This window comes from Sphingobacterium psychroaquaticum, assembly GCF_900177625.1.
Classification (GTDB): Bacteria; Bacteroidota; Bacteroidia; order Sphingobacteriales; family Sphingobacteriaceae; genus Sphingobacterium; species Sphingobacterium psychroaquaticum.
The window spans coordinates 23,707-47,477 of record NZ_FXAU01000002.1 but is presented as its reverse complement, the minus strand read 5'-3'; the positions used below and the strand labels follow the sequence as shown (position 1 = coordinate 47,477).

Below are 23,771 nucleotides of genomic sequence, written 5' to 3'. Positions count from 1 at the left end.
AAAGATGAACTTTATAGACAAAAGGGTTTCTATCAAACAGGCAATTGATATATTGACACAAAATGGTATCCATGTTGACGAAGACCAAGCTACTTTAATATTAGACTTTCTCTATCTAATATCAAAGAATCACAAAGAGCCAAAGAAAGTGGAAACATCAGAACCTTAAGAGGATATCGAACTGCTTGAAAAACACTCTAAACAGAAGGCAGCGACAGTTTTTCAGAAGATTCAAGGCTAAAGTTCACGCAAATTTTGAATCTAAAATTCGAACTATAAATGACAGGGTCGCAACAGTCTGTGTCACAGATTTTTATTGCCATAAAAAAAGGAGAAAGTAGTTAACTACTTTCTCCTTAAGTCGGGGTGGCAGGATTCGAACCTACGACCTCCACATCCCAAATGTGGCGCGATACCGGGCTACGCTACACCCCGAAAAGGTATCCTTTGTTTTTGTGTGATGCAAATATAAAGCATTTTTTATCGTTGTCAATACTTTTTTTACTTATTTGAGGTAATGAGCTCGTTATATGTGAAATATATTTTTCAGAAAGATTTATCTGATGAAAGGTAGACCCATATTATGAGTCGTATTGCCGCTTTAGTTCCGATTGCAGAAGGTTTATTTGTTTTTTAACGTGGAGATGGGAGTTATTCAGATTTGAAAATTTTGGTATTAATTGACAAAAGAGCGACTAAATTTTACAGAGTAACCCTTATTTTGTTTCCATTAGCGAATTTCTTGGGACAGGATCGTGCTAGACATTGAAAAAATAAAGTAAGACGGAATGATAGAAGGACTTTATGAGACACATATTCAGGTAAGTGATTTAGAAGCAGCAACGAAGTTTTATACCGAAGTGCTGGGCTTGCGGTTTGCACATCGCGATGAGACCAGGCCTATTGTATTTTTGTGGGTAGGTGAAGGGAAAGACTATATGTTGGGGTTGTGGGAAAATAAAGAAAATCTGCAACCGAGACATTTTGCTTTTCGAAGCACCAAAGAAAATATTCTTAATTTTTCGGAACAGTATCTAACACAGCGTGCGCTGAAACCGTATAACTTCCTGAAAGATGGCACCTCGAAGCCTATGGTTTTTGCATGGATGCCAGCTTTAGCAATTTATTTTAATGACCCCGACGGAAACCAACTTGAATTTATTTCCATCTTAGATGGTAACCCACAACCCGAGCGAGGCGTGGTTTCCTATGCGGAGTGGATTGCGCGATAGTCGTTGTAATAAGCGAGAAATTAGATGAAAGTTGATTTATGGAAGATAACAAACAGTAGATTCCCCATTTCATAGGGTAATGTATTTGTTGGATATCCTAAAAATCTATTCAAGAAATATTATAAGGTGTGATCCGCAAATAGTAAGGGATGCAAAAATATTTTTTGCATCCCCTTAATTAAGTGTCCACTTATTTGTGGATTATCGAGCGCGTATATTGGGGTTTACCCGTGGTGCATTTTCATATGATTCCAAATAGACGATATCGCTGGATATACAACCTCCGTTATCAATTACCCAACGCAAAGCTGCTTTGCCTCCGTTTGTTAGGGTAACTGTTGCATTATGCTGCGTGGTGTTATTCATTTCGACCTCTCCGCTGATCACTTCCCAGTAAGCTGTGCCTGCAACAGCTGCGGTTGCAGCCATCAAGAAGGTCTTCTGTTTATACTTGCGTTGGCTTGGACCAGCTATGGCAACTGGCATCTCGTAAAATGTGACCGTTACTTTAGTTCGTTCCGCGCTCTCACACTTGTTGAGGGAGGTCAATGCTGCGTAGTACGTACCTGTTTCCAAGGGGGTATTTACGTTTAACGACTCCTGGCCATTGATACTGCTGTGCCAGGAAAGTGTGGCCCCGGTCGCAGTAATATAATCCAAAGTTTGCTGATCGACACGGAGGTCCGAGACTGTAGGACTGTTCGTACTACAGAAAGAAAGGTCTACTATTCCTCCAGGCAAGTGTACTAATTCAGGGGTGTAGGAAACGGTGATAAAATCTTCCGCCGTACATTGTTGATTGGCAGGAACTGTTGCATCATAAATAATCTCCACTTTGTATTCGCCATCTAGGCCGTATGCGCGTGCGTCGATCGCGACAGCGCTAGGGGCTGTGTTCAGCAATACGAAAACACCTTTATTGTTTTTTTTGTACCATTTATATTGGGAAAGATTTCCGCCGAAGAATTGTTCAGCCGATAGGAGGTAGGAGCTACTTACCTGCGGGTTTATTACGGCGCAAGGAAGATCTTCTCCTAATCCGATAAGGCCAGGTGTCCCCGCTAGAAAGATTACATTTTGATTGTTGTTCCCGGCATCTCCCGAATTGACCTGAAATAAGAGAGGCGCTTCACTGGCCTGTATTCCGCCAATACTGACAAAGTCAAATCGATTGTGACCATTTGGATTCGCATATTTTATCGTTGACCCCGTACTGGATAGGCGAGAGGTAATAATATTGAGGTTACAGGGAGTTTCACTGAGTGAAAGATCCTCGGTAACGGTTAACGTTGTGTTTTCTTGTAAGGTCAGGGTTAATGCGCGGGGAGCCAGAAATAAGGTGCCTGTTGTCACATTACCGGTGAATCGACGGCTATGATTCAGTCGAATTTCATGAAAAGAAAGATCGCCTTGAATTTGAAGATCATTGCTTAGAACACCGGCGGTTGTTTCGACGTAGTAGTATTGATGGCCGCTCGTGCCAAAAAAATTTCCGCGACAAAAAATACGACTTCCTTCGGCTTTTAGGCTGGTTCCAGTCAAATAATTCCAATGACCAACATTCCATTCACTATTTTCTATGTTCAGATTTTTTATAGCATTCGCACTGTTAAAGTCTGTAGCAAGTGTCACCTTCGAATTGGAAGCGATAACGTTACCTCCGTAAAAATTAAAGCTACTCGCAGCAAATTTAAGGTTGCTTATGTTTAACGTTCCTGCGTAGATTGTAAACCAGCTGCTCCCTGTAAAAGTATCCATATCGAAGATTACTTCTTTTGCCGAACTTTGTGCATAGTTGCTCTGTATACGCATATTGCCGCGGAAGATCCATGTCGTTGTTGGCGTGTTTATATTTAAGGCGCCAACACCAGATGTTTGTTTGGCTGAACTACGGTTGATGATTATGGCCGCACTGGTTGCGCTATTTAGAGCTACGCTTTGGATAAACATACCTCGACCCATTTCTATTCGATCTCCATAAATGTACAGCGATGTTCCACTCTTATGTTGAATTTCTAAATTTTCGGGACAATCTTCATCCGCAATAGGATTATTGATGGAGGCTATTGCACCTTCAGTGACAATGGGTAAATAACGGTTGGAAAAGCTATTAAATCGGACATTGTCGGTACGAGTAGGCAAGCAACCGCCAGAAGGAGTTCCATCGCTGTTTGTCGTCCAATTATTTGGATTGAACCATTGATTGTCTGCCGCGCCGATCCAGTATAAGTCCTTAGGCTCTTTGTCAATAAATTGCCAGTTTTTTACGTCTCTCACGATTGTGCCAGTTGCGTTGTAGGATACTCCCGTGGATATATCGGCCTGTACACCTGTCATGATTACATTGGGGACAAAGATATCTTTTAGTGCGCGGAATTTGAAAAACGTACCTTCTGGTGAAACGATGGTACTGTTTGCCTGTGTCGCGTACATCTCCATACTACCACTGCAATCTGCTGTATGCGTAATCAGTTGATCGCGGATTAGCAGCTGCAGATTGACTTGCATGCGGAGAATACCATTTGCGGGGACTTCTAAAATGCCTATATCGACGTTATTTCTAAATGAAATCGTTGCACCTTTCTTCTCACTAATCAACCGTAGACTTTTTGCGTTAATGTTGGCGATTATACTCACGTCGTTTCCGTATACAAGAATATCGGAGAAGCTTGTGTTGGCCCCGCCACTGATACTGAGCGACGGACTGGAATAGGTGCTGGGTACAAGAATGACATCATGGTAGCTGTGGTTTGGGGAAGAGGTAATGCTACCTGTGAGGCGAAATTCTAATGTGGATCTTGCCGCCTGCAGGGCACCTTTGGTGCTGTATTCCCAGGTCTGATAAATACTTATTTTAGAATCGGTGATGTTCAAGTCCCATTTCCCCATCGCATTAACGGGAGAGTTATAGGGTGCAATACTGTAGAAATTTGCACCAATATATATGTCTTTTTTGTTGCTGTTGAGCGTTCCGCCTAAAAAATAAATGGATCCATTTATTATAGTTTTTAGGTCGTCAGATAAGGTCCAGTCACCTAGTCCTGAAAAGTATAGCATATAGAAAGAGGAGCCATTAGAATTGTTGGATATCGTAAAGGTTCTTCTTGGTGCTAATGAAAGACTTCCTATGGTTGTGTTGGTGAGTAAGTTTCCATTTGTTTTGATAAAATTAAGGCTGTCAATAGTCAGGAGATATGCACTGATTCCTGCTGTAAATCCTTGTGTTTCAATATTAATATTGTGAAATCTTGTCTGTGTATTTGAACAATTTAAAAGTGTTTGCTCTCCGCTGGTCTTTGAGGGATGACTTAAATTCAACGTGAATTTACTGGGGGCAACAACGCCGTGAAATTGCCAACCCTCGTGGGTTAGATGTATGGTTGAGTTATCAGGAACGGTTAAGGTGTAGGGCCCCGTAAAGTTTCCGAGGATACCACCGATTCTCATATATTTTAGTGCGGGTAGGTTTAGGTTGAGGACCGCATCGTTCCTAAAATCAAGGTAACCGTTTGTGGTATTACTATGAATCGTTTCTAGTTGAGGGAAAGAAAGTGTTGGAGTTCCCTTGAGGACAAAAGAGCTATAATTTGAGGCTCCTTCATTCAGGTAGCGGCTGTTTAAAAGTAGGGTGGTTAGTACTGGCATATCGACCTTCGTCTGTCCTTCGATATAGAGGACGTCTGTTTTAAGTGTGTCGCCGTGGTACTCAAAATGACCTTCCTGTAACATTGTGCGGAAAAAACGTTCATTTTGATTGTTGAAGTTGTCGGCTACGATTAGTTTTCCAGCACCGATCTTTGCAAATTCCATTTCCAGTACGGCGCCGTTGCTTGTTAATGTCGCAACCTCTGTATTGGAGGGATTAATCTGTAAAAAGATATTTAAAATCTCCGATCGAAGTGTAACATAGGGTTGCAACGTCACATTGCCGTACACCGTGATATTGTTCTGTCCATAGATATACGGTGAGTTGTTGCTGTTTAGATCCGGCTTGAAGGTTAACGATTTAATATGTACCGCCGCTTTCGTGTTGATGGATTTGTTTGTCGCACCATTAAAGCCTGAGTTGGCATCAATGATAACATGGGTATTTGCATTAGGAATCGAGGATGGCTGGATCGCCCCTTGGCTTCCTGATTGGTAAGACCAGTGGCGTAGATCATCCCAGTTTCCAGTCCCGCCTACCCAATACATAGTTTGTTGTGCTATGGCATTCGTGCTGAGGAATAGAAGGAATAGGCCAATGGCATAGAATAGGATATGCTGTAGTTTCTTCATGTCCTTATTTTATAACTTTAAATACAATATTCATGTAGCTATCCTCGGTAACCGAAGCGCCTGTTTTAATAGTATAGGCAAGTATGCCTGATGGTGTAATGCTTACGTTCTCGAATAAAGACGTGTCATAATAGGTGATGAAATAAGCCAATTCTTGGGCAAGATAACTAGGAAGGGACTCGCTAGGATTGCTACTGACTAATGGCGAACCGAACTGACTTTTGTAAATTTCGTAAAGATTAACCTCAAGTTGACCGTTACCGTTGAGGTTGCCACTTAGTGGCAAGACAACCGAGGGACAATAGAAAAACAAGGGGGCTACAGCGCTGGCTTTTTTCAAGACGTTAGATTCGTTCATAACAACAATACTTTCTTGGGTTGCATGATAATCTTTTATCAAGCCTTCCAGGGCAAAGGTGTTCGAAGCGGATGTCGTGATGCTTGTAGGGCCTGTTAGCGGGCCGCCAAGTTGAATATCATTCTTGTTTTTCTTTACGCCATTGCTCGTTGTGAACGCATTTATCGCTTTTAGGTCCACCGACACCGCTTCATTGTCCTCGGTGATGAAACGGAGAATATTTGTTTCTTCATTGTACGTGATGTCATTTCCGTTTCGCTCTGGTACTTTGAGCCAATTGATTCCATTGTTGTAATATATGCCTGGGGTGATGTCTCCCTGGTTGGCTAAGTTATAGACCACCATGCCACGTTCGTGTTGACTGAGCGGGGCGGGATTGGTCGTGCTGGTTAATGATAAACGAGGAAATAATAATCCGCGTCGAACGCTGCTTAAATCAAGGAGAGCATTGCTATTGGGTATACGTTCGATGGTCGATATATTGTCATCGATTTTGACCTGTGCGGACGCTACGCCTAACGTGAGAAAGTACAGTAAAATACTGAGGGAGTAAGATTTAGTCATGGTTCTAGTGCGTTAATAGTTTAAAAATTGAGCGCAAAGGAATGATTATTATGCGGTCAAGTGCGCCAGAAAAAGCCTGATTGTTAACACAAAAAGACAATGTGATCCGATGGGGGACGAAATGTAGGCTTAAGTCGGATTTACAGTATTCATGCAAGGGGGCAAACTCGTGGGAGATAGTCGATCTGCGATGCGGTTAGAAGAGATCGAAAGGCATTTCTCCGGTAGATGGTAGAAAACCAAGGCGAGGCAATGGAAGGCTTTCGTTATATTTGTTAAAAAAGTGTTTTTCTCTTTTCAAATGTTAAATATTTACTTATCTTTGTCCCCCAGTGAAAAATGAGGTCACATATCTCATCGCATCGTCGAAAAAAACCAATGGTTTCATTGGACAGACTTATATTTAATTGATGTTTAGCCCGTTTGGGCTTTTTTTGTATCTCATTGAAAAACGAATTGTAATAAATATAGTTATAAAAAGAATGACCAACTACAGTAAATTACCAGCTATTTTGGTGCTTGAAGACGGAACAGTTTACCACGGTAAAGCGGCAGGGAAAATTGGAACGACGACAGGTGAGATCTGTTTCAATACAGGTACGACAGGTTATCAGGAAATCTTTACTGATCCTTCTTACTATGGGCAAATTATGGTAACCACCAATGCGCACATCGGTAACTATGGTATTGATGAGGATGATACGGAATCAGCATCGATTCAGATTGCTGGCCTAGTATGTAAGAACTATAATATCAATTATAGTCGCCAAATGGCCGATACGTCTATTCAGTCGTATTTTGAAGAAGAGAACTTAGTTGGTATTTCAGATATTGATACCCGTTCTTTGGTTCGCCATATCCGCAGTAAAGGAGCCATGAACGCTATTATTTCTTCAGAGAACCTTGATGTAGCGTCTTTGAAAGCGAAATTAGCGGAAGTGCCTTCGATGGATGGGTTGGAGCTTTCTTCTTTTGTATCGACAAAAGAGCCTTATTATTATGGGGAAGAATCAGCGCCTACGCGTATTGCGGTTCTTGATTTGGGTATCAAAAAGAACATCTTGCGTAATTTTGATGCGCGTCAGGTATATGCTAAGGTATTCCCGGCAAAAACAACGTTCCAAGAGATGGAAGCGTGGAATCCGGATGGATATTTCATCTCAAACGGGCCTGGCGATCCTTCAGCAATGGAATATGCAATCACCACAGTAAAAGAAATTTTAGCCGCAGAAAAACCTATGTTCGGTATCTGTTTAGGGCATCAGATTTTAGCGTTAGCAAATGATATCCGTACACAGAAGATGCATAATGGTCACCGTGGAATTAATCACCCGGTAAAAAACATTATTGCTAACCGTTGCGAGATTACATCACAAAACCATGGTTTTGGTGTGGTTGCGGAAGATATCGAAAAGTCGGACAAAGTGGAAATCACACACGTGAACTTGAACGATCAGTCGATCGAAGGTATTCGCGTAAAAGGACAGAAAGCATTTTCGGTACAGTATCACCCAGAGTCTTCTCCAGGACCGCACGATTCACGCTATTTGTTTGATGATTTCGTTGCCATGATAAAGCAATAAAAAATTTAGAAAAGGCTAAACTGTAGGGTTTAGCTTTTTTTTGTTAAGTTTGATTTTACTAACATAAATCAGTATCTTAGTGTTCGTAATACACTAAGCCGAAATTTATAAAGACAATAATATAAAGATGAGTTTAATAATTGATGTTCATGCGCGTCAGATCCTTGATTCGCGCGGTAACCCTACAATTGAAGTAGATGTTACTACACAAAATGGTTTTGTTGGTCGTGCTGCTGTACCTTCTGGTGCTTCTACAGGTGTTCATGAGGCTGTAGAGTTACGCGATGGCGATAAAACAAAATACTTGGGTAAAGGCGTTTTGAAAGCGGTTGAAAATGTAAATACTAAGATTGCTGAGGCGTTGCGTGGTGTTGATGTTTTTGAACAAAACACGATTGACAAAATTATGATCGATCTTGATGGAACAGAGAATAAAGGTGCTTTAGGCGCGAATGCTATTCTTGGTGTTTCCTTGGCGGTTGCGAAAGCGGCTGCGCAAGAATCTCATCAACCATTATACCGTTACATTGGTGGTGTAAATGCAAATACATTACCTATTCCAATGATGAATATCATCAACGGTGGATCTCACTCTGATGCGCCTATTGCATTCCAAGAGTTTATGATTATGCCTGTTGGTGCGCCTTCATTCTCTGAAGCATTGCGTTGGGGAACAGAAGTATTCCATACATTAAAGAAAATTTTGCACGACCGTGGTTTATCTACAGCCGTAGGTGATGAAGGTGGTTTTGCGCCTACATTCGATGGTACCGAAGATGCAATCGAGACGGTTCTTAAAGCTATTGAAACAGCAGGTTACAAACCGGGTTCTGATATTTGTTTGGCGTTAGACTGTGCGGCATCAGAATTCTACAAAGACGGAAAATACAACTACGCGAAATTTGAAGGCGATAAAGGCGCTGTTCGTACAAGTGAAGAGCAAGCTTCTTACCTCGCTGAATTGAGCGTGAAATATCCTATTATCTCTATCGAAGATGGTATGGGTGAAGACGACTGGGCAGGATGGAAAACATTAACGGAGAAAGTTGGTGACCGTGTACAACTTGTAGGGGATGATTTATTTGTTACAAACACAAAGCGTTTGCAACAAGGTATCGATACGGACACTGCAAATTCAATTCTTGTTAAAGTAAACCAAATCGGTTCATTAACAGAAACAATCAATGCAGTGACATTGGCGCAGAACTCGGGTTATACATCCGTGATGTCTCACCGTTCAGGTGAAACAGAAGATGCTACCATTGCGGATCTTGCTGTAGCGTTGAACTGTGGTCAAATCAAAACTGGTTCGGCTTCTCGTTCAGATCGTATGGCTAAATACAACCAATTACTTCGTATCGAAGAAGAGTTGGGAAGCAATGCGCGCTTTATCGGCAAGAACTTTAAGTTTGCTATTAAGTAAGAAGATCTTTTGATTCTTTATATGAAGGGAGCTGATTGTACGATCAGCTCCTTTTTTGTATGTTTTCATTTTTGCATATCTATATAAATTTGTCTAAGTTTGGTGCATGGAAAGGTTTCTAACAGTTATCCGTAACAAGTATTTTTTAGCCGGTTTGGCTTTTTTGGTATGGATGTGTTTCTTTGATCGCTATGATTTCGGTACGCAGTATGCATACCAACAGGAGAAAGGGAAGTTGGAAAATGAGAAAACCTTTTATGAATCGGAGATTGAACGGATGGAGAAATCAATCAAAGATGCGCAGCATAATCCGAGTGAGATTCAACGGATAGCGCGGGAGCGGTACAAAATGAAAAAGGATAATGAAGATATATTTGTCGTAAAAGAAATTGAACCGACAGAGGAATAAGATGTAAGGAATTAAAAAGAGCGGTATTTGTAAAAATACCGCTCTTTTTTATGCTTCTGATATCGCATTGATAATATCGTACTGTGTAATTATATTTATACGTCCGTAGCTATCTTCTACTAAAACAGCTTGTGAGTCTTTATTTATCAACGATGATATTTTATCGATTGAGGTATTGATATCTACAAAAGGGAAAGATTTTGTAGCAATGGACTCTACCGTTGACGACTTAAGTGAAGGATTTTCTAACAACGCAGTTAAGATATCCGATTCTGTCAGTTTACCGATTACCATCCCTTGTTGGGTTACAGGAATCTGAGAGATATTCAAGGTCTTCATCATGTTGAACGTCTCCAGGACCGTTTGGTTCACATCGGCGGTAACAATTTCTTGATTGCCACGTTTCTTCAAGATTGTCTTTGCGGTTAGCTTCTCATCCTCTAAGAAACCACGTTCGCGCAACCAGTCTTCGTTGTACATTTTACCCATGTAACGGGAGCCATGGTCATGGAAAATCACGACAACAACGTCATCAGGTTGAAGGGATTCGCCCAATTGCATCAACCCGGCAACAGCTGCTCCCGCCGAATTTCCCGCAAAGATTCCTTCCTTACGCGCTAGATCTCGTGTCATTAAAGCGGCATCTTTATCCGTGACTTTTTCAAAGAGATCAATCACATTAAAATCCACATTCTCGGGTAAGAAATCTTCACCTATCCCTTCCGTGATGTAGGGGTAGATCTCATTCTTATCAAAGATGCCGGTTTCTTTATATTTTTTAAAAACAGAACCATACGTGTCAATTCCCCAGACCTTGATGTTTGGGTTCTTTTCGCGTAGATATTTTGCAGTTCCAGATATGGTACCTCCTGTACCTACACCAACCACCAGGTGGGTGATTTTTCCGTCCGTCTGTTCCCAGATTTCAGGCCCTGTCTGTTGATAGTGTGCCTTGGCATTGGATGGGTTGTCGTATTGATTTGCTTTCCATGCATTGGGCACTTCCTTTTGAAGTCTACTAGATACTGAGTAATACGAGCGTGGATCTTCAGGTTCCACGTTTGTAGGACACACAATTACTTCCGCACCAAAAGCACGAAGTGCATCGACTTTTTCTTTCGATTGCTTATCCGTTGTGGTAAAAATACACTTGTAGCCTTTAACGACAGCGGCCATAGCAAGCCCCATTCCTGTATTTCCTGATGTACCTTCGATAATGGTGCCGCCAGGTTTTAGCAGTCCCGCCGTCTCCGCATCTTCAATCATTTGGATCGCCATACGATCCTTAATTGAGTTTCCGGGGTTGGTGGTTTCTATTTTTGCTAGAACAGTGCCTTTAAGGCCTTTGGTGACCGCATTTAGCTTGACCAAAGGTGTGTTTCCTATGGTTTCCAAGATATTATTATACCACATGCTGTTTTTGTTTGTTTCTACAAAAATAGTATTTTAAAATTATTGTGTCACTATTACACAGTTGCTTTAAAATTTCAAGTGTTTTACGGTAAGTCCGTTGTTAATAAGTTGCTTCAAGGCATCAATACCAATGTTTAGGTGTGTTTCTACATACTTGGCGGTTACGGTAAGGTCGCTTTCTGCTGTTTTTACACCTTCGGGCACCATCGGTTGATCAGAAACCAACAATAGGGCGCCGGTTGGAATTTTGTTCGCAAAGCCCACACTAAAGATGGTTGCTGTTTCCATATCGACAGCCATCGCACGAATAGTTTTCAAGTATTTCTTAAAGGCTTTATCGTGTTCCCAAACCCGTCTGTTGGTGGTGTACACGGTTCCGGTCCAATAATCACGCTGATAGTCGCGTATGGTGGTGGATATCGCTTTTTGCAAGGCAAAGGCCGGTAGGGAGGGTACCTCAGGCGGGAAGTAGTCGTTGGAAGTTCCCTCTCCGCGAATAGCGGCAATGGGTAAGATCAACTCACCAACAGGGATTTTCTTTTTGAGTCCGCCGGTTTTTCCCAAAAATAAAACCGCCTTTGGGTTGATGGCGGATAAGAGATCCATAATGGTTGCCGCCATCGGGCTTCCGATACCAAAGTTGATAATCGTGATGCCGCCAGCGGAGCAAGCCTGCATGGCTTTGTCCTCGCCATAGATGTGTGCATTGTTATGCATCTCCGAGAACATTTTTACATACTTGGAGAAATTGGTAAGCAAGATATAAGGCTCAAATTCTTCAAGCGGACAGCCTGTGTATCTTGGCAACCAGTTGTTTACAATGTCTTTCTTTGATTTCAAGCCCGGAGTAATCGGGCTATCTTCGATCTGCTTTTTTCTCATATGCTTTGTTTTAAGTTGGTGCCTATAAAAAATCCCTCATTTTGGTGAGGGATTTTAAATTAAGCGACTTTCAATTTTTTAATATCAGATTTTGCAATTTTTTGCTTGGCATATTCCAAGGTTATATGCAACGTCTTCTGATTGTCTTTTTCTTTGGTGCTCGGCGTTTCAAACATAGCATCCAGCATAATCGCTTCACAGATACTACGCAATCCGCGTGCACCAAGTTTAAATTCCCACGCCTTGTCTACAATGAAATCGTACACTGCTGGTTCGAAAACAAGCTCAATACCTTCGTATTGAAACAGCTTATGGTATTGCTTGATCAACGCATTTTTAGGCTCTGTCAAGATACTCAATAATGTTTCTTTATCCAACGGGTTAAGGTACGTCAACACCGGCAAACGACCAATCAATTCGGGGATTAATCCGAAGTTCTTTAAATCTTGCGGCGTAATGTATTTATAGAGGTTCGTTAGATCGATGTCTTCCTCTTCCTCTTTCATTTTATACCCTACAGTTTGTGTGCGTAGACGGTTGGAAATCTTCTTTTGGATACCATCAAAAGCTCCTCCACAGATAAACAAGATGTTACTCGTGTTTACAGAGATCATTTTTTGATCTGGATGTTTACGTCCTCCCTGTGGTGGAACGTTCACATTTGTACCCTCAAGGATTTTCAGTAAGGCTTGTTGTACACCTTCTCCGGACACATCTCTAGTGATCGATGGGTTGTCGCTCTTACGGGCGATTTTATCGATTTCATCAATATAGATAATACCACGTTCTGCCGATGCTACGTCGTAATCCGCAGCCTGCAAAAGACGTGTCAAGATGCTTTCCACATCTTCACCTACATATCCCGCTTCGGTAAGTACGGTAGCATCTACTATACAGAAAGGAACGTTCAATATTTTCGCTACTGTTTTAGCGAGCAATGTTTTCCCCGTTCCTGTTTCTCCAACGACAATAAGGTTCGATTTTTCGATTTCGATATCGTCTTTATCGACCTTTTGATTTAGTCTTTTGTAATGGTTATATACCGATACGGCAATCACCTTCTTCGCATCATCTTGCCCAATAACGTATTGATCCAAATGTTCTTTAATTTCCATTGGACGAATCAGTTCGAGCGTAGTTTGTAACGTCTTGTTTTTGCGCTGCTTCAGCTCCTCAGTCAGGATTTCTCCAGCCTGCGTAACACAACGATCACAGATGTGAGCTCCGTCGCCCGCAATAAGCATTTGGGCGTCATTCTTGCTAATGCCACAGAATGAACAACGGATATCTCTATTATTCGTTTTACTCATCGATTATTTTGTTTCTTTTTTGGCCACCAAGACCTCGTCGATCATGCCAAATTCTTTTGCTTCGGCAGCTTTCATCCAGTAGTCACGGTCAGATGACTTTTCTACCCATTCGTAGCTCTGGCCTGAATGCTCGGCGATGATGGTGTATAACTCTTCTTTCAATTTAAGCATCTCACGAAGGTTGATCTCCATATCGGCTGCTACGCCTTGCGCACCACCTGATGGTTGATGAATCATTACACGTGAATGTTTCAATGCCGCTCTTTTTCCTTTTGCTCCGGCAACCAATAATACAGCACCCATGGAGGCCGCCATACCGGTACAGATTGTCGCTACATCTGGTGATATATACTGCATGGTATCGTAAATCCCCAATCCGGCATAAACGCTACCACCTGGAGAGTTGATATAAATCTGGATATCACGCTGTGCATCCGTCGATTGCAAAAATAATAACTGTGCTTGAACAATGTTTGCCACTTGATCGTTGATGCCATCGCCTAGGAAAATAATACGATCCATCATCAAACGTGAAAACACATCCATCTGCGCAACATTCATCTGACGCTCTTCGATAATGTAAGGCGTTAAGTTTGTTGGCATATTTTTCTGAACACGTCCAATAAAGCTGTCAACATGTTGACTACCTATTCGATGATGCTGAATAGCATACTTTCTAAATTCGTTTTTATCTATGTTCATATTCTTTGTTTTTCTATTTAGTTGTTTCGATATACTAATATAAAATTATATTTCTCTGCTGCAAAAGAAACTTTAACCGTTTACAATTTCATAATCTGGTAATTCCGCCAAAAATTCGAAACTGTTGGTGCTAAAATCTATCTTACAATAATGGTGCTCAATTCCATTACTTACCAAAAGTAACGGAATTTTGTGGATACTGTTGTAATTTGCAACCTGTTGAAAGACTTTTTCTGTTATTTTGACAGTCGGAGCCTTAAACTCTGCCAAAAGGATCTTTTCTCCGCTAGTGTTGAAAATCAATAAATCACTCCGCTTTTGTAACGTGTTTAAAACTAACCCGCCCTCGGATTGCATCAGTGCTTTAGGATATTTCTTATGTATGTGGAGATAGTTTATCCAATGTTGACGAACCCATTCTTCCGGTGTAAGAACCAGCTCCTTTTTGCGTAAAGCATCGAAAATATAAAGTTTGTCTTGTTTCTTGGTTATTTTCGAAGGATACGGGGGTAAGTTCAACGGGATAGGCTCAAACATAAACAAAAATACGCTTTTTTGTTCTTTTTCCAAAATGTCTGTCCTGGGACGATGGGATAGGGGGAATGCGTTTATTTTTCGAAACTTGTGAAGAAAAAGGGTGACTTGAATTGAGCTATCTATTCAAGAAAAAGTATAAAAAAGCATAAATGAATGCCAGCTGGGAAGCCCAAAAGACAAGTGACCACTTGAGCATCATAACGGATTGTTTGTAGATATCTACCCGGAGATTGCTGATTTCTTCTTTCAGATCTATACTTTGCTTATTGACGTTGTCGTTTTGCTCTGCCCTTAAAAGGTTTATGTCATCTTTTAACTCTGCTCTTAACATCTGCATATCATCCTTCAGTTCTGCTCGCAGCTCTTTCATTTCTTCGCTTAACTCGGATTTCAGGCTAACCATACCTTTTTGGGTACTTAACTCCAAACGCATCAGGTCATCTTTTGTTTGCGCGCTGTACTGCGCTAGATTCTCCTTGGTTGCTAAATGCTTAATTTTACGTTCTACGACGCGTGTTACTTCCGATTCATTAACCTCCTCAATATAGTTTACAACACAATGTGTATCGTCTTTGGACATGGTACGTTGAAAAGCCTCGATCGCTGATAAAGTGCTCTTTTTCATTCTGTCAATTTACTAAAAATTTTGTAAAAATAAGTTGTACCGTAATTTTATTTTGTTAAATCCGGTTTTTGTAAACTAGAAAATCAATGGTAAGCCAAAGCAAAAAAATGTGTATTTTCGCAGGGTATGCAAGTCAACGCGATAATTTCCGACATCAAAAAAAGAAAGTTTAGCCCGATCTATCTTCTACATGGAGAGGAGTCTTATTATATTGATTTGGTAAGCGATCAGTTGGAGCATACGGTGCTCACAGATGCCCAGAAGGGTTTTGACCAAACCGTGCTTTACGGAAAAGATACCACGCTCGTAAATGTGGTAAATGCTGCTAAGCGTTACCCTATGATGAGCGACTACCAAGTCATCGTGATCAAAGAAGCGCAAGATCTAAAGTGGAAGACGGAAGAGGAACTTTTGCTCAAATACGTGGAGCATTTGACACCGACGACCATCTTGGTATTAGCGTATAAATACGGCAAGTTTGATAAACGTAAGAAGCTGTACAAAGCAATTGAGAAGGTTGGTACTGTGGTGGAGTCGGCCAAGTTGTATGAGAATAAGGTGGGCGAGTGGGTGCTAGATCAGTTTCGTGATTTAGGACGAACGATACACCCGCAGGCCGCGGCGATGATGGCTGATTATTTAGGGACAGACCTTTCGAAAATTGCGAATGAGATTGAAAAGTTAGTGCTCAATGTGAGTAAAGAACAAGAGATCCAGACCACACATGTGGCGCAAAATATAGGTATCAGTAAAGATTTCAATGTTTTTGAATTGCAGTCGGCTTTAGCTAAACGCAATGCGACGAAGGCCATCCAGATTGTCGATTATTTTGCTGCGAACCCGAAGTCTAATCCGCTACCGCTTGTGCTGGGGAATTTAGGCACCTACTTTACGAAAGTATTAAAGTATCACTATCTGCCTGATAAATCTCCACAAGGGGCTTCCAAGGAGCTGGGGGTTCATTCTTTTTTTGTGAAGGAGTACGAGTTGGCGGCCCGGAATTTCAATCGCCGTAAAACATTTGATATTATCCGATTTTTGAGTGAGTATGATCTAAAATCTAAAGGTTACCTCGTTGGGCCGTTTACAGATAATGGAGACCTCTTACGGGAACTAATATTTAAAATTTTGAATTAATGTCAGCACGAATTAGCCTATTTATCGCTTTCAGTTTATTTTTTTTGAATGCTTCGAAAGCACAGATTTCATATAGTGTATTACAGGTTGGTGGTAATCTCGGCTTTGCCAATGAGGGGTATAAAGGCGCTTTTAGTGGCTTTACTGGGCACTTTATCTTTGGTAAAAACTTTCAGGAACGAGCCTATCTTGGATTGGGTATAGGCAATGAAATCTTTAAAGGAGATTATCGCACAAATGATCCCCATGCGGCTGATCAACTGACCATGAAGTACGATTACAGTGTGTTCCCTATTTTTGTAGACGGTCGTTTGCCCTTTGGTGAAGTTGGGCAAGGAGATTCTAAAATTGGTGTATTAGCCAATGCAGGGTATGCTCCAGCGATCGGCCAGCGGTATGACAAAGGTTTTCTCTTTAAAGGAGGCTTTTTCTACCTGTGGGATAATCCACGTGGGGTTGATTTTACCGCATCGCTGATGTATGGTTATCAACAGTTGACTAAAAATTTCTATCAAAAAGATTTTCAACACCAACATATCGCTCTTTCGGTTGGTATTATGCTAAAATAACCCGCATCTATTTTGCATTATTCTCGCCGGTCGTTTGATCTTCTTGCGGTTTATCTGCTGGTGTAATATTTGTATAGGGATTCTCTTCGGATTCGTTAATTTCTTTATAATTTACATGAATTGTTTCGGGCGCAATGGTTGTATCGATATTGACGTCAATTTCTATTTTTGACGTTGTTTTCGGCTTACGCACAATCCCCCATTTCATCATTAGTTCTTGTGTCGAGTTCCGCTTCAGATGTTCCTTCTCGGGTTCTCCAATCAGAAAACCAAAGGCCTGCATGGATGGGACCGCATCAAAGATAACTTTGATTGTAGCTGTTAAAGGCAAGGCGATAACCAACCCGGCGATCCCGAAAAGCATACCACCTAGAAGCATAGCAATCATGGCCATGAGTGGGTTTATGCTAACTTTACTGCCTACAATGTTGGGCGTGATCACGTTTCCTTCTAAAAACTGGACGACCTGAAACCAGGCAATAACCCCAACGGCATAAAGCGCATTATCTTTTACGGCCAGTGCAAATAAAGCGGGAAGGATGGAGCCGATCGCAATTCCGATATAAGGCAGAAGCATCAGCAAGGCCGCAAGAGAGCCAAAGAACCACGCGTAATCTATTCCCATCATCATCAATCCGATCGTATTTAGAACGGCCACAATTCCCATGACCATTACCAGTCCTAAAAGATAACTTTGTACAACTTGGTATATCTTATTCAGTGTATCATCAACTTTTGCTTGCGGTACACTTTTAAAAGCTTTGAAAAAAAACTCGCGAAAGAAGTCGCGGTAGTAAAGTAGAAAAAAGCTGAACAGCGGTACGAGGATCGCTCCCGCTAGGATATTGCCAATAGAACCGAAGGTGGCTGTTGCCATGCTCCCGGCATTGGCCAACAGTTTGTTTCCCTGCTCGCGCAAGTGTTCGGCTACCTGACTGCGCTGGATGCCGAATGTTTCTTCAATCCAGACCTGTGCCCGCTCTAATACGGATAATACTTTTTCTGTTATCGACGAAGCATCTTGGCCGATAATAATACTTTGATGTACGATAAACCAACCAATGGAAGAGATGACCGCAATAGCCACAATAACCGCGAGAATAGATGCAAATGCTTTTCCTAATCGAAGTCGTTCAAAGAATTGAGCTAAGGGAAAGAGCGAGATTGATATAAGAATGGAGAATAGCAAGGGGAGCAATAGACTTTGTGTAACATACATAAAGCCTATGATCAATGCCATAGCGGTTAAGCTCGAAGCTAAGTCTAAAGAATACGGGAATCTCTTGTTGTTTTCGCTCATAAAACTTTTTAGGTTTTTATTGAATAACGTTTAAACTGTTTTTTTGTTTTTTGACTGCCAGTACAAGATATAAAAAAAAGCAAGTAAAATAATGATGCTATTGGCGATAAACAAATTCGGGATACGGCTGATTTCATCGCGATAAAGATAACCGGCAATTAATGCGCCGCCACCGATCCCTACTTCGAGTGCAATATACATGGTCGCCATCGCTTTTCCCCGATGTTGAGGAAGACTTAAGTCGATGGTCCATGCGTTGACTGCTGGCGATAGGATACCACCTCCGATACCATAGACAATGGCACCGATGATCATGCCTTCCACGGAGTGGTTGTAACCGAGAAGGAAAGCGGATATCGATAAAATAGCGACACCCACCAACATGACCCGAATACGGCCGTAGCGGTCAGCAACTTTTCCTGAAACAAAGCGGATACCAATGGATGATAAGGTATAAGCCGTAAAGAAAAGCCCTTTATTGCTTATCCCAAGATGTTCACTCCAATCTGGGATCAGTGTGAGGATCACGCCATATGCCGAATAAGAGAGTAGGGTCACGATGCCGGCAGGAATTACACGCCATTCAATAATCTCATTACGTTGGATGCGGAGCATTCCGAGGTTGAATCGTTCTTTGTTCTTTAAGGTTTCCTTCATGTTCATCACAATGACAATGGAGAGTAGCGCAAAAATCGAAGAGCAATAAAACATCGGATCGATACCATAATTATTGGCGATAAAACTACCGACCGCCGGACCGACCGCTCCACCAATACTGAAGCATAACCCGTGCATGCCGAGCGCTTCGCCCCAGCGGTTCTGTGGGATGATGTCTGCCACGTATGCAGAGGTGGCCGTCGGTTTAAAACCAGTAGAAAATCCGTGTATCAAACGCAATAAAAAAAAGCCCGCAACCGAGCTTATGACAGGATATAGAAAACCGCATATAAAACATACGATGGAGCCTACGGCCATTACGGGCACGCGCCCCCATCTATCTGTTAGTTTTCCGCTGAAAGGACGGGAGATACCTGCGGTCAGCGTGAATAACGCAATGATCAACCCTTTATGTTCCGCTCCTCCCAATTTGCTTAAGTAGTTGGGAAGTTCCGGAATGATCATGTTGAAACTCGCCGAAAAAAGAAGCGAGCTTAAACAGAGTAAAGCAAAAGGAACCGTATATATGGATTTGTTTTCTTCGATCATTATTTCAAAATAAGCTTTCTTCGGGCAAGTTCAGCACAGAATACAGTGGTTGCTACCGCGACGTTCAACGATTCGGCATGCCCCAAACGTGGAATGGTAACGGCGCTGTCTATTTTGGCCTGTAAGGCCTGGCTGATACCATTACCTTCGTTCCCCATAATAATTAACCCTGCCTGACCAAAGTCGGTATCATAGATCGATGAACCATCCAAGAGGGCGCCAAAGGTAGGCATCTCCATACGTTCGACAAAAGGAATCAGCTCGGTGTAATATATGCGTACTCGAGATAAAGACCCCATGGTGGCTTGAACGACTTTGGGGTTGTAGGCATCGACTGTGCCGATGGAGCAGATGATTTCACTGATGCCAAACCATTCTGCGGTACGGATTATGGTGCCGAGGTTTCCTGGATCTTGGACATCATCCAAAACAAGACAGTGTTGCTTCTTTAGGGAGGCTTCATCGATCTGGTTGTTGTCCGGTATTTGTACCAAAGCCAATACGCCTTGCGGGGATGTTAAACCTGTTATCTTACTGAAATCGCGCTCCGAAACGTCGATACATTTGAGATTTTGCGGTAAATTGCCCATTTTTGTTAAGGCTTCCGCAGTAGCATAGATCGTTTGTACTTGATAGGATGAGGTAATAAACTCCTGAACAGATTTGATTCCCTCTACAATGAATAAACCATGTTGTTTGCGAAATTTTTTATGCTGCAAAGACGTTATTAAACTGATTTGCGCTTTTGATAACATTGCACTCAATGATTAAGAAATATAGTTTTTTTGTTTATGCAAGTATAACGCTTTTGTCTGTATTTTTTGCATCCTGTAGGTCTGCAAAATATTTGGAAGAAGATCAAGCGTTGGTCACGGCTGTTGATATGGAGGGCGTTCCTGCCGAATTCAATGAACAAGTCGGCGCTTATATTTCGAACGAAATAAAACCCAATTCCCGCTTAAACCTATGGGTGTACAATTTTTTTAATACCAAAAAAGGAAAGTATAAAAAGGACAAGATCCGTAATGTAGGGGAGGCTCCTCATATTTTGGATTCATCTCTTGTGGATTTTTCTGCCAAACAGATGATGCGTTATCTGCAAACAAAGGGATACTTTAATGCACAGGTCGACCCCTCTGTTAAACTTCAGGGAAAGAAAGCAAAAGTACATTTCATGGTAACTCTAGGGCCTCCTTTTTTTGTGCAAGATGTGAAACATCAGGTGCCTAATACAGAGATTGAAGCCATTTATGTCGATAAGGTGCGACCTTTTTCTAAAGTGAAGTCAGGGAAACGTTTTGATGTATCCGATCTGTTGGATGAAAGAGAGCAGCTCTACGATAGGCTGAAGGAAAATGGTTATTTTGATTACTTGCGGCAGTATATGCGGGTGGGAGTGGATACATTGGTGCAGGCGCAGCGTGCGAATTTGCTTTTTGAAGTGCAAAGCCCCAGTGATTCTGTGGACCATAAAGTTTACTATATTAATAAAGTAGCAGTTCGGGTTCTGCAACCGGCGGAATCTATGAGTAACCGTAAGCCTAAAAAATATGAGGATGAGAAGCTGCAACTAACCTTTGAGGATCAGACAGGTCGATTTAAGCTGAAGCCTATCTCTCGCTATGTATACCTTCGACCTGGGGATCGTTACAATATGACGAAAGAGAACATGTCCTATGATCGCCTATATGAAATGAATGGGTTTAGGAATGTAAAGATAACCTATGAGAAGGTGGACTCGAATAAGCTTAATGTACAGTATAGTTTGACCCCGCGACCGGTGATGGCGAATCAAGTGGAGGGGGAGTTTACTTTTAGTTCGGGAATGAGTGGGTTTAATGTCGGGAATACATTCTCGCATCGTAATGTTTTTGGGGGAGCGGAACAATTGGAGGTGAAGATGCGTTATGGTCTCTTGTTCGACCCACGATTGGGCGGGAGCCTAAAGGATAAAATTTTTAATACGGATTTTCAGGTCGGGGTTAACCTGGTTGTGCCGCGCCTGATGACGCCTTTCGAAACATCTAGCGTGGGAACTTATGGTTTACCACGGACCACTTATTCGACCAACTTACAGATTTTTCAACAAGATCAAACCTACTCCAATCGTTATTTAGTCAATAACCTGAATTATATCTGGCATAGTTCGGCCAAGTCGCAGCACAGCTTGACACCGATCTCTTTAGAGTATCGGTTAGGGCGTCTAAATGATGATTTTGCGGAGAAATTAAAAGAAGAGGGGTACCTTCTGTATGTACAAAGTAATAATAGAGCCTATTTTGGTTTAGGTGCGCAGTATGTGTATACCCGGAATGCAGCTAAATTACTAAAGAAAGAGGATTTCAATTACTTTAGAGGAAGTATCGAGACGAGTGGAAATCTGTTGAATGTTGCGAGTAATCTTTTTAATTTCTCCAGGAATGACGACGGGGAGCGTTTACTTTTTAATGTGCCCTATTTACAATATGCAAAGACGGAAGTCGATTATCGATGGTACAAATATTTTGGAGGAAACAGACAATTGGTGTTGCGGTTTAATTCTGGAATTGCTGTGCCTTATGGAAACAACTCCAGTTTGTTGATTTTTGAAAAGAGCTTTTTCGCAGGTGGGATTAATGGTATTCGTGCTTGGCAGGCACGTACGTTGGGACCTGGAAATTATAATCGAGAGGATGTACCTGAAAATTTACGATTAAATCTGAGAAATCTGGATCAATTAGGGGAGCTTAAACTTGAAGCTAATGCAGAATATCGCTTCCGTTTGGTGAACAACTTCTTAGGTGCCAAACTGAACGGAGCCACTTTTATTGACGCCGGTAATATTTGGCGATTAAAGGAGAATGAATCGGTTAAAGGCGGTGAGTTTAGAGCGGATAAGTTCTTGTCACAAATTGCATTAGGGACAGGAATCGGACTTCGCCTCGATATGGACTATTTTGTTATTCGTCTTGATACCGGTCTGAAGTTGAAAGATCCCCAGTTTCAGGGAAGCAAGCAATGGGTGATTACAGAGATATTTGATGCAAAGGCATTTAAACGCGCCTTTAATGAAACCCATAAACCCGATCGCTACAGCTTTGTGCAATATAACTTTAGTGTGGGACTGCCGTTTTAGATCAGGTTTTTTATCGTCATAAAGGTGCTTTCTAATATTTTCGAAAGATCGAGCCCTTTTGAATAACTGAAATAGAAATATAAGATGGCTAAGATCACGAATGTCGATAGAAAACGTTTAAAGCTATAGGCGATCAATAAGATAATAGCGGGTATCAATAGGAGAAGCATACCATAAATCTTTACCGGTTTTAGGCCGGTGTCAGATTTGTAGATGTAATAGAGTTTGCCAACCGATTTTTCCTGGTTTTTGTGTTTAAAGAAAACAAAAGTCGACGATTCCAAGGGATGCTTCACGACGGCAACCCCATCATGAAAAGCGAGTTCTTGTTGAAATCCGTTTAGGTTGAACACAAAAGTGCCATTGATATTTTCCATGGGTTTGTCCAGGCTGTCTACTGCAATGATTGCCAGTTTACCATTCTGCGTTAGGTTTTCTTTAACCGTAAAATTTGTGATATACTGCGGTTTGGCCTGTGCCAGGCACAAGGTTGTCAGTATAATCAATAAAGAAGAAAATATTTTTTTCACAATATGCGTTATTCTCCTGCAAGTATACTAAAAATAGTTTTCTTGCTTGGGCGAGAGGCAGCCTTAAATAATAAATTTATTTCTGACTATTGGGTAATGTTTTGTAGATTTGTAGTCAGTAAATTAAAGAAAAAACGGATATGACAAATACAGCGTCGCAAAGACCCGCAAAAAAGACAGATAACAACGCGAATCGTACGGAGTATTATCAAACATTGACTGTTGCTATCGTTATTGGTTTGGTAGGTGTTTTTATCAGATTTGTACCTGATGTGATTCCTGCATTGAATCAGATGACATTCTTGTTCTCTTTAATTGCAAATGTTTTGATGATCGTAGCATCAGTTATTGCATTTAAAGTGGTTTTCGGAATTTTAGGTTTTGGAAAAAACAGAGACTAATCATACGTCTTTAAAAATATGTAAAAGCCTTAAGAGTTTTCTTAAGGCTTTTTTTGTGACATTTTTCTTTCAGGCCGTCATGTCGACGTTAGGAGACATCTGAAGACTTTACTTTTATTTACCCCATGTCAAGTATAAAAGGTATTATTCATAGATTCCTCCTCGTACCTCGTTCGGAATGACGTGGTGTGATAGTA

Annotated in this window: 21 protein-coding genes and 1 tRNA gene; 9 read left to right on the top strand and 13 right to left on the bottom strand. The window is 41.4% G+C overall.

Features of this window, described 5'->3' with window-relative positions:
* Positions 1-4 precede the first annotated feature (4 nt).
* Complete coding sequence (locus B9Y69_RS05590) at positions 5-169, top strand: PTS sugar transporter subunit IIBC (protein ID WP_085472049.1); 165 nt, start codon at positions 5-7, stop codon at positions 167-169.
* A 192-nt stretch (positions 170-361) separates the two neighbouring features.
* Here the strand turns inward: B9Y69_RS05590 and B9Y69_RS05585 are convergent.
* Positions 362-435, bottom strand: a tRNA-Pro gene (locus B9Y69_RS05585).
* 353 nt (positions 436-788) lie between these two features.
* Between B9Y69_RS05585 and B9Y69_RS05580 the strand changes: the two genes are divergently transcribed.
* Entirely contained in the window at positions 789-1,232 is a 444-nt protein-coding gene (locus tag B9Y69_RS05580) for a VOC family protein (protein WP_085472048.1), read from the top strand.
* A 201-nt stretch (positions 1,233-1,433) separates the two neighbouring features.
* Here the strand turns inward: B9Y69_RS05580 and B9Y69_RS05575 are convergent, their stop codons facing one another.
* Both B9Y69_RS05575 and B9Y69_RS05570 read right to left on the bottom strand, forming a co-directional pair.
* Complete coding sequence (locus B9Y69_RS05575; protein ID WP_085472047.1) at positions 1,434-5,510, bottom strand: hypothetical protein; 4,077 nt, start codon at positions 5,508-5,510, stop codon at positions 1,434-1,436.
* Between the two features lie 4 nt (positions 5,511-5,514).
* The gene (locus tag B9Y69_RS05570; protein WP_085472046.1) at positions 5,515-6,432 is read right to left on the bottom strand and encodes a hypothetical protein; all 918 of its coding nucleotides are present in this window, start codon (positions 6,430-6,432) and stop codon (positions 5,515-5,517) included.
* Positions 6,433-6,914: 482 nt separating this feature from the next.
* On the opposite strand from B9Y69_RS05570, the gene carA reads away from it, so the two are divergent.
* From carA to B9Y69_RS05555, 3 genes are all read left to right on the top strand, one after another.
* The gene (gene carA, locus B9Y69_RS05565; RefSeq protein WP_085472045.1) at positions 6,915-8,015 is read left to right on the top strand and encodes a glutamine-hydrolyzing carbamoyl-phosphate synthase small subunit; all 1,101 of its coding nucleotides are present in this window, start codon (positions 6,915-6,917) and stop codon (positions 8,013-8,015) included.
* A 127-nt stretch (positions 8,016-8,142) separates the two neighbouring features.
* A complete protein-coding gene (gene eno, locus B9Y69_RS05560) occupies positions 8,143-9,438 on the top strand; it encodes a phosphopyruvate hydratase (RefSeq protein WP_085472044.1) in 1,296 nt (431 codons plus the stop codon).
* Between the two features lie 106 nt (positions 9,439-9,544).
* Entirely contained in the window at positions 9,545-9,847 is a 303-nt protein-coding gene (locus B9Y69_RS05555) for an FtsB family cell division protein (protein ID WP_085472043.1), read from the top strand.
* Positions 9,848-9,895: 48 nt separating this feature from the next.
* On the opposite strand, the gene B9Y69_RS05550 is transcribed toward B9Y69_RS05555, so the two are convergent.
* The 6 genes from B9Y69_RS05550 to B9Y69_RS05525 form a co-directional block, all read right to left on the bottom strand.
* A complete protein-coding gene (locus B9Y69_RS05550; RefSeq protein WP_085472042.1) occupies positions 9,896-11,260 on the bottom strand; it encodes a pyridoxal-phosphate dependent enzyme in 1,365 nt (454 codons plus the stop codon).
* Positions 11,261-11,326: 66 nt separating this feature from the next.
* Positions 11,327-12,142, bottom strand: coding sequence for an AMP nucleosidase (locus B9Y69_RS05545; protein ID WP_085472041.1), 816 nt, complete (start codon positions 12,140-12,142; stop codon positions 11,327-11,329).
* Positions 12,143-12,201: 59 nt separating this feature from the next.
* Positions 12,202-13,452, bottom strand: coding sequence for an ATP-dependent Clp protease ATP-binding subunit ClpX (gene clpX / locus B9Y69_RS05540; RefSeq protein ID WP_085472040.1), 1,251 nt, complete (start codon positions 13,450-13,452; stop codon positions 12,202-12,204).
* Positions 13,453-13,455: 3 nt separating this feature from the next.
* Entirely contained in the window at positions 13,456-14,154 is a 699-nt protein-coding gene (gene clpP / locus B9Y69_RS05535) for an ATP-dependent Clp endopeptidase proteolytic subunit ClpP (protein WP_085472039.1), read from the bottom strand.
* 72 nt (positions 14,155-14,226) lie between these two features.
* On the bottom strand, positions 14,227-14,691 hold the full coding sequence (locus B9Y69_RS05530; RefSeq protein WP_085472038.1) for a type I restriction enzyme HsdR N-terminal domain-containing protein: 465 nt from the start codon (positions 14,689-14,691) through the stop codon (positions 14,227-14,229).
* 115 nt (positions 14,692-14,806) lie between these two features.
* Complete coding sequence (locus B9Y69_RS05525; RefSeq protein WP_085472037.1) at positions 14,807-15,316, bottom strand: CCDC90 family protein; 510 nt, start codon at positions 15,314-15,316, stop codon at positions 14,807-14,809.
* A 126-nt stretch (positions 15,317-15,442) separates the two neighbouring features.
* Here B9Y69_RS05525 and holA point away from each other — a divergent pair, with 126 nt between their 5' ends.
* Positions 15,443-16,453, top strand: coding sequence for a DNA polymerase III subunit delta (holA, locus tag B9Y69_RS05520; RefSeq protein WP_085472036.1), 1,011 nt, complete (start codon positions 15,443-15,445; stop codon positions 16,451-16,453).
* Entirely contained in the window at positions 16,453-17,022 is a 570-nt protein-coding gene (locus B9Y69_RS05515) for a hypothetical protein (RefSeq protein ID WP_085472035.1), read from the top strand. The genes holA and B9Y69_RS05515 overlap by 1 nt, the downstream gene beginning before the upstream one ends.
* Before the next feature lie 7 nt (positions 17,023-17,029).
* Here the strand turns inward: B9Y69_RS05515 and B9Y69_RS05510 are convergent, their stop codons facing one another.
* From B9Y69_RS05510 to B9Y69_RS05500, 3 genes are read right to left on the bottom strand one after another with little or no spacing between them, the layout of a single operon-like run.
* Positions 17,030-18,322: an AI-2E family transporter gene (locus tag B9Y69_RS05510; RefSeq protein ID WP_085472034.1), complete on the bottom strand. Its 1,293-nt coding sequence runs from the start codon at positions 18,320-18,322 to the stop codon at positions 17,030-17,032.
* A gap of 30 nt (positions 18,323-18,352) precedes the next feature.
* Positions 18,353-19,528 carry an MFS transporter gene (locus B9Y69_RS05505; protein ID WP_085472033.1) on the bottom strand — a complete coding sequence of 392 codons (1,176 nt, stop codon included), beginning with the start codon at positions 19,526-19,528 and terminating at the stop codon, positions 18,353-18,355.
* The gene (locus B9Y69_RS05500) at positions 19,528-20,283 is read right to left on the bottom strand and encodes a TrmH family RNA methyltransferase (protein WP_085472032.1); all 756 of its coding nucleotides are present in this window, start codon (positions 20,281-20,283) and stop codon (positions 19,528-19,530) included. Before B9Y69_RS05500 ends, B9Y69_RS05505 begins: the two co-directional genes overlap by 1 nt.
* 8 nt (positions 20,284-20,291) lie before the next feature.
* Between B9Y69_RS05500 and tamL the strand changes: the two genes are divergently transcribed.
* A complete protein-coding gene (gene tamL / locus B9Y69_RS05495) occupies positions 20,292-22,643 on the top strand; it encodes a translocation and assembly module lipoprotein TamL (RefSeq protein WP_085472031.1) in 2,352 nt (783 codons plus the stop codon).
* Here tamL and B9Y69_RS05490 read toward each other — a convergent pair.
* Entirely contained in the window at positions 22,640-23,173 is a 534-nt protein-coding gene (locus B9Y69_RS05490; protein ID WP_144036514.1) for a hypothetical protein, read from the bottom strand. The genes tamL and B9Y69_RS05490 overlap by 4 nt on opposite strands.
* A 140-nt stretch (positions 23,174-23,313) precedes the next feature.
* On the opposite strand from B9Y69_RS05490, the gene B9Y69_RS05485 reads away from it, so the two are divergent.
* Positions 23,314-23,574 carry a hypothetical protein gene (locus B9Y69_RS05485; RefSeq protein WP_085472029.1) on the top strand — a complete coding sequence of 87 codons (261 nt, stop codon included), beginning with the start codon at positions 23,314-23,316 and terminating at the stop codon, positions 23,572-23,574.
* The last annotated feature ends 197 nt before the right edge of the window (positions 23,575-23,771 follow it).

Excerpts from the sequence above, each read along its gene's own strand:
- B9Y69_RS05590 (WP_085472049.1), top strand. The coding sequence starts at position 5 with ATGAACTTTATAGACAAAAGGGTTTCTATCAAACAGGCAATTGATATA.
- B9Y69_RS05580 (WP_085472048.1), top strand. The coding sequence starts at position 789 with ATGATAGAAGGACTTTATGAGACACATATTCAGGTAAGTGATTTAGAA.
- B9Y69_RS05575 (WP_085472047.1), bottom strand. The coding sequence starts at position 5,510 with ATGAAGAAACTACAGCATATCCTATTCTATGCCATTGGCCTATTCCTT.
- B9Y69_RS05570 (WP_085472046.1), bottom strand. The coding sequence starts at position 6,432 with ATGACTAAATCTTACTCCCTCAGTATTTTACTGTACTTTCTCACGTTA.
- carA (WP_085472045.1), top strand. The coding sequence starts at position 6,915 with ATGACCAACTACAGTAAATTACCAGCTATTTTGGTGCTTGAAGACGGA.
- eno (WP_085472044.1), top strand. The coding sequence starts at position 8,143 with ATGAGTTTAATAATTGATGTTCATGCGCGTCAGATCCTTGATTCGCGC.
- B9Y69_RS05555 (WP_085472043.1), top strand. The coding sequence starts at position 9,545 with ATGGAAAGGTTTCTAACAGTTATCCGTAACAAGTATTTTTTAGCCGGT.
- B9Y69_RS05550 (WP_085472042.1), bottom strand. The coding sequence starts at position 11,260 with ATGTGGTATAATAATATCTTGGAAACCATAGGAAACACACCTTTGGTC.
- B9Y69_RS05545 (WP_085472041.1), bottom strand. The coding sequence starts at position 12,142 with ATGAGAAAAAAGCAGATCGAAGATAGCCCGATTACTCCGGGCTTGAAA.
- clpX (WP_085472040.1), bottom strand. The coding sequence starts at position 13,452 with ATGAGTAAAACGAATAATAGAGATATCCGTTGTTCATTCTGTGGCATT.
- clpP (WP_085472039.1), bottom strand. The coding sequence starts at position 14,154 with ATGAACATAGATAAAAACGAATTTAGAAAGTATGCTATTCAGCATCAT.
- B9Y69_RS05530 (WP_085472038.1), bottom strand. The coding sequence starts at position 14,691 with ATGTTTGAGCCTATCCCGTTGAACTTACCCCCGTATCCTTCGAAAATA.
- B9Y69_RS05525 (WP_085472037.1), bottom strand. The coding sequence starts at position 15,316 with ATGAAAAAGAGCACTTTATCAGCGATCGAGGCTTTTCAACGTACCATG.
- holA (WP_085472036.1), top strand. The coding sequence starts at position 15,443 with ATGCAAGTCAACGCGATAATTTCCGACATCAAAAAAAGAAAGTTTAGC.
- B9Y69_RS05515 (WP_085472035.1), top strand. The coding sequence starts at position 16,453 with ATGTCAGCACGAATTAGCCTATTTATCGCTTTCAGTTTATTTTTTTTG.
- B9Y69_RS05510 (WP_085472034.1), bottom strand. The coding sequence starts at position 18,322 with ATGAGCGAAAACAACAAGAGATTCCCGTATTCTTTAGACTTAGCTTCG.
- B9Y69_RS05505 (WP_085472033.1), bottom strand. The coding sequence starts at position 19,528 with ATGATCGAAGAAAACAAATCCATATATACGGTTCCTTTTGCTTTACTC.
- B9Y69_RS05500 (WP_085472032.1), bottom strand. The coding sequence starts at position 20,283 with ATGTTATCAAAAGCGCAAATCAGTTTAATAACGTCTTTGCAGCATAAA.
- tamL (WP_085472031.1), top strand. The coding sequence starts at position 20,292 with ATGATTAAGAAATATAGTTTTTTTGTTTATGCAAGTATAACGCTTTTG.
- B9Y69_RS05485 (WP_085472029.1), top strand. The coding sequence starts at position 23,314 with ATGACAAATACAGCGTCGCAAAGACCCGCAAAAAAGACAGATAACAAC.